The sequence below is a fragment of the bacterium genome (assembly GCA_040757115.1).
GTDB lineage: Bacteria > UBA9089 > CG2-30-40-21 > CG2-30-40-21 > SBAY01 > JBFLXS01.
Genome location: JBFLYA010000297.1, coordinates 1 through 4,235 on the forward strand (window position 1 = coordinate 1; position 4,235 = coordinate 4,235).

Below are 4,235 nucleotides of genomic sequence, written 5' to 3' on the forward strand. Positions count from 1 at the left end.
AAAGAATAACTAAAAACTCAATTCTCAGAGCTTATATTGATGTTTTAAGCAGTGTCGAGATAGATAAGTCAGAAATACGAGATGAGGCAGAATTGTTACGCAGGTTAAAAAGCAAATTGCAAGTGGTGACTTAAAAGATAAAGATTTAGAGTAACCGTTCAGGTGGTAATTTACCGCAGAGACGCAGAGGAACAGAGAAGATATGGAAATAAATCAGATAACAGAAAAGATTATTGGTGCAGCCATTGAAATACATAGGACCTGCTTGCCGAATGTTCAGCAGGCAAGCCAGATTTGTTAATCCATCCTCGTCCATAAATTTTAATTTTCTTCTCTGCGTCTCTGTGTCTCTGCGGTGAACGGTTACGATATTTTTAAAAAATTCTCGGTCAGCCTCTTGACAAAATTAGAATTTTATGGTAAAGTTAATAAATACTTAATTAAAAAAATGTAATTATTTACCCATGTGAAGTAAAACAGTAGGTTCAAGGAACAAGGGAGTTTATTTTTTTACCTTACTCCTTCAACCTAACAACCATTGCCAATAGTGACAAAAACTCAAGTAGCCTTTAGCTACTTTTAGATATTGTCCGTAAAAGGGGGGCTGTGTTAAAAAACTACCCAAAAAAAGTTAGAGAATAAGGGATAAAAGAATGGACCAATCCCAAACAGCAGTTAAAAAAAAGAAAAAAGAGGATTTAGAAATAGAAATAAGCCCGGATGGGATGAAGGCAACTTTACAAGTTAATTCCTTTGGTGAAAACGGGGCTTTATTAGATATGAATGTGATTATGCATAAATTGTGGAATAACGGCGTAGTTTATGGGATAAAGGGTGAAGTTGTCTCACAAATCATCAAAGAGAAAATAATCGGTGAACCCATTCTAATTGCAGAAGGCACACCACCAATAGAAGGCAAAGATGCAGTAATTGAACATAGATTTACAAAGAGTTTAAAGCCAAGATTGTTAACCGATCTGGCTGACCGAGTAGATTATCGGGATTTAGGACTAATAGAAAATGTAAGAAAAGGGGAAATTTTAGCCACTAAACATCCCTCGATAAAAGGAACTCCAGGAAAAACAGTTACGGGTAAAGATGTCCCGGCACACGATGGAAGTGATATGCCATTACCCGCTGGACAAAATACCGAAATTAGAGATAATGGTTATACCCTTATTTCTACCGCTAAAGGTTATGTGGTCTGGAAAGATGCAAAGATAGGTGTAGAAACAATATACCGACTTAAAGGTGATGTGAATATGAATGTGGGAAATATTCACTTCATCGGGACGGTAGAGATTGATGGTGATGTCCGCGAGGGATTTAGAGTTATATCAGAAGAAAATGTGATTATTAATGGTGGAGTAGATAATGCCACTATCCGTGCAGAGAAAGATATTGAAGTTAAATATGGAATTCGTGGCAAAAGAAGTTATATCTATTCAAAAGGCAATCTGACTTGTAAGTTCATTGAAAATGCGACAGTAGAAGTAAAAGGAGATGTTACTGTCACAGATTCTATTATCCATAGTCATGTGGATGCGGGCGGAAATGTTATCGTTCTCGAAGGGAAAAAAGGAACTATTATCGGAGGTAGAATCCGTGCTGGCAAAGAAGTAAATGCTAAAAATATTGGCTCGATTTCAGAACCCCTGACAGAAATCGAAGTGGGAATAGACCCAGCTCTAAGACAAGAAATGACCGCCTTAGAAGAAATGATAAAAATTGAACAGGACCAATTGAAAGAAACAAGATTGAAATATAATATATTAGCGGCTCAAGGAAGAAAAGAAGAAGCGGTTAGTTGTCTGAAAGAATGTAAAGAAGTTGAAGAAAGCCTGAAAAAGGGTATTGAGGCATTAAATCAGATTAAGAAACATATTGCGGATAACCCGGGGGGAAAAGTAGCGGTAATTGAGCGAATAAATCCAAATGTGAAACTTGTTATTCGGACAAAAGCACTTTTATTAAAAACAGATTATAAAAAGGTTTCCTTTGTAGAAAAATTTGGCGAAATAGAACAGCAAGATTATGAAGAACCAGTAAGTAGAGCCAAGATAACTGAAGGGAAAAAACCTGAATCATGGGAAAGAGAAATAGGGAGAATACCCTCATCATAAAAGGAAAGGTGGTGATTAAGTGCCGGTAAGAATAAGATTAACCAGAACTGGTGCAAAAAAGGCTCCAGCATATAGAATTGTAGTGTGTGACTCAAGATGCCCTCGAGATGGTGAATCACTCGAAATCATTGGACACTATCATCCAATACTCAAGGATAAACCATTAGTCGTCAATGAAGAACGGGCATTAGATTGGTTAAGCAAAGGTGCTCAACCAAGTCTAACTGTGCAAAGACTATTTAAGCAAATGGGTGTGATGTGCAAATTTCATGAGACAAAAACTAAATCTAAAAAGAAATTGGAGGGATGAATAAAATGAAAGAGCTAGTCGAGTATATCGTTAAATCATTAGTGGATAAACCAGAAGAGGTTAAGGTTAACGAAGTAAAAAGCGAAAAAACAATTATTTTGGAGCTGAAAGTAGCTCAGCAGGACATTGGTAAGGTCATTGGGAAACAAGGAAGAATCATTAAAGCCATCCGAATAGTAATTAATGCGGCCGCGGCTAAGACTATGACAAGGGCAGTGTTAGAGATTCTGGAATAAGGTAGAAAGGTTCAAATTGAAAATTGATATTCTGACACTATTCCCGGAGTTTTTTGATAGTCCATTAAAAACAAGTATCATCCAGCGAGCACAAACTCAAGGGTTAGTAAAAATTGATTTACATAACCCGAGAGATTTTGTTGATGATAAACACCTAACTGTAGATGATACCCCTTATGGAGGCGGACCGGGAATGGTCATTAAAGCAGAACCAGTCTTTAAAACAGTTGAGTCATTAGCACCAGGGTTAGTTGTTCTTCTTACACCACAGGGGAAGGTATTTAATCAGGAAATAGCAAAAACTCTGTCTGCAGAAAACCATTTAATATTCATCTGTGGACATTATGAAGGTGTAGATGAGAGAATAGTTGAGAAGATAGTTGATTTAGAGATATCGATTGGAGATTACATTCTGACCGGGGGTGAGATACCTTGTTTGGTGATAATTGATGCTATCATCAGACTTATTCCAGGTGTTCTGGGAAATCTTGAGTCTTTAAACTCGGATTCCTTTGCTTGCCAACTTTTAGCTCACCCCCAGTACACTCGCCCACAAAACTTTAGGGGATTGAAAGTCCCTGAAGTGTTACTTTCGGGTAATCATGAAAAAATCAGGCTCTGGCGAAAAAAACAGGCTTTATTAAAAACATTAACTAAAAGACCTGACCTTTTAGAAAAAGCAATATTATCAGTAGAGGATAAAAAGTTACTACAACAGATACAAGGAAGTAGAGGGTAGAGAGAAGAGAGTAGAGAGAATAAAAAGTCAAACAAAAAATCTCTCTACTCTCTACTTGCTACTCTCTACTTCCAAAAGAAAGGAGATTAAAATTAAAAATGAGTACTAAAGAAATGTTAATTACAGAAGATGCTTTACCAGAATTAAAGAAAAAAATACCCCGTTTTAACCCGGGAGATACAGTCAAGGTAAGTATCAAAATCGTCGAGGGAGAAAAACACCGCGTTCAGAACTTTGAAGGGACTGTTATTAGAGAACGAGGAAAAGGTATTGGGAAAAACTTTACCATTAGACGCATTTCTTATGGCATAGGCGTAGAGAAAACTTTTCCAGTCTATTCCCCTTCTATCCAAAAAATTACAATTACAAAACAAGGGATTGTCCGCAGGGCTAAACTGTATTATTTAAGAGATAGAAAAGGAAAAACAGCAAAGATAAAAGAGAAAAGAGATTAGTGAACTCTGCATCCTAAATCATCAACCACCTAACCCGACTTCTATACCGGCTTCTTAACCAAAATCTTTAGACCTGTGAAATAGGTCGACCTGGGTGAAGGAAAACTATTGAGTTATTACAAAACTATTTAAAATACAATAAGTTTTGTAATCTGGAGTTTCGTGAATTTTCTATGATTCTTTTCTCCTTTAATCTTTACGTTCTTTGCGGTCGATTTCTTTGCGTTCTTTGCGGTTAAAAAAAGGGTAAGCGTTCAGGTGGTGTAACAAAAGGAGATGTGGAGATTAAGGAGATAGGGAGATATTATTAAAAAAATTGAAATTAATAGAAACTAATAGAAATTTATGGAAATTTGTTGTTTTCCACAATCA

At 36.5% G+C, this 4,235-nt stretch carries 6 protein-coding genes; 5 read left to right on the forward strand and 1 reads right to left on the reverse strand.

The window, feature by feature from the left end; genetic code table 11:
- Positions 1-145: 145 nt before the first annotated feature.
- Positions 146-316, reverse strand: coding sequence for a hypothetical protein (locus AB1422_17365; protein MEW6621073.1), 171 nt, complete (start codon positions 314-316; stop codon positions 146-148).
- A 337-nt stretch (positions 317-653) separates the two neighbouring features.
- Between AB1422_17365 and AB1422_17370 the strand changes: the two genes are divergently transcribed.
- The 5 genes from AB1422_17370 to rplS all read left to right on the forward strand — a co-directional run bounded on the left by AB1422_17370 (position 654) and on the right by rplS (position 3,863).
- A complete protein-coding gene (locus AB1422_17370) occupies positions 654-2,123 on the forward strand; it encodes a FapA family protein (protein MEW6621074.1) in 1,470 nt (489 codons plus the stop codon).
- Positions 2,124-2,142: 19 nt separating this feature from the next.
- A complete protein-coding gene (gene rpsP, locus AB1422_17375; GenBank protein MEW6621075.1) occupies positions 2,143-2,433 on the forward strand; it encodes a 30S ribosomal protein S16 in 291 nt (96 codons plus the stop codon).
- Positions 2,434-2,438: 5 nt separating this feature from the next.
- Positions 2,439-2,669 (forward strand): KH domain-containing protein, encoded by a 231-nt coding sequence (locus AB1422_17380; GenBank protein ID MEW6621076.1) that lies wholly within the window; start codon positions 2,439-2,441, stop codon positions 2,667-2,669.
- 16 nt (positions 2,670-2,685) lie between these two features.
- A complete protein-coding gene (gene trmD, locus AB1422_17385) occupies positions 2,686-3,408 on the forward strand; it encodes a tRNA (guanosine(37)-N1)-methyltransferase TrmD (protein MEW6621077.1) in 723 nt (240 codons plus the stop codon).
- Positions 3,409-3,506: 98 nt separating this feature from the next.
- Complete coding sequence (gene rplS, locus AB1422_17390) at positions 3,507-3,863, forward strand: 50S ribosomal protein L19 (protein ID MEW6621078.1); 357 nt, start codon at positions 3,507-3,509, stop codon at positions 3,861-3,863.
- The last annotated feature ends 372 nt before the right edge of the window (positions 3,864-4,235 follow it).

Excerpts from the sequence above, each read along its gene's own strand:
- AB1422_17365 (MEW6621073.1), bottom strand. The coding sequence starts at position 316 with ATGGACGAGGATGGATTAACAAATCTGGCTTGCCTGCTGAACATTCGG.
- AB1422_17370 (MEW6621074.1), top strand. The coding sequence starts at position 654 with ATGGACCAATCCCAAACAGCAGTTAAAAAAAAGAAAAAAGAGGATTTA.
- AB1422_17380 (MEW6621076.1), top strand. The coding sequence starts at position 2,439 with ATGAAAGAGCTAGTCGAGTATATCGTTAAATCATTAGTGGATAAACCA.
- rplS (MEW6621078.1), top strand. The coding sequence starts at position 3,507 with ATGAGTACTAAAGAAATGTTAATTACAGAAGATGCTTTACCAGAATTA.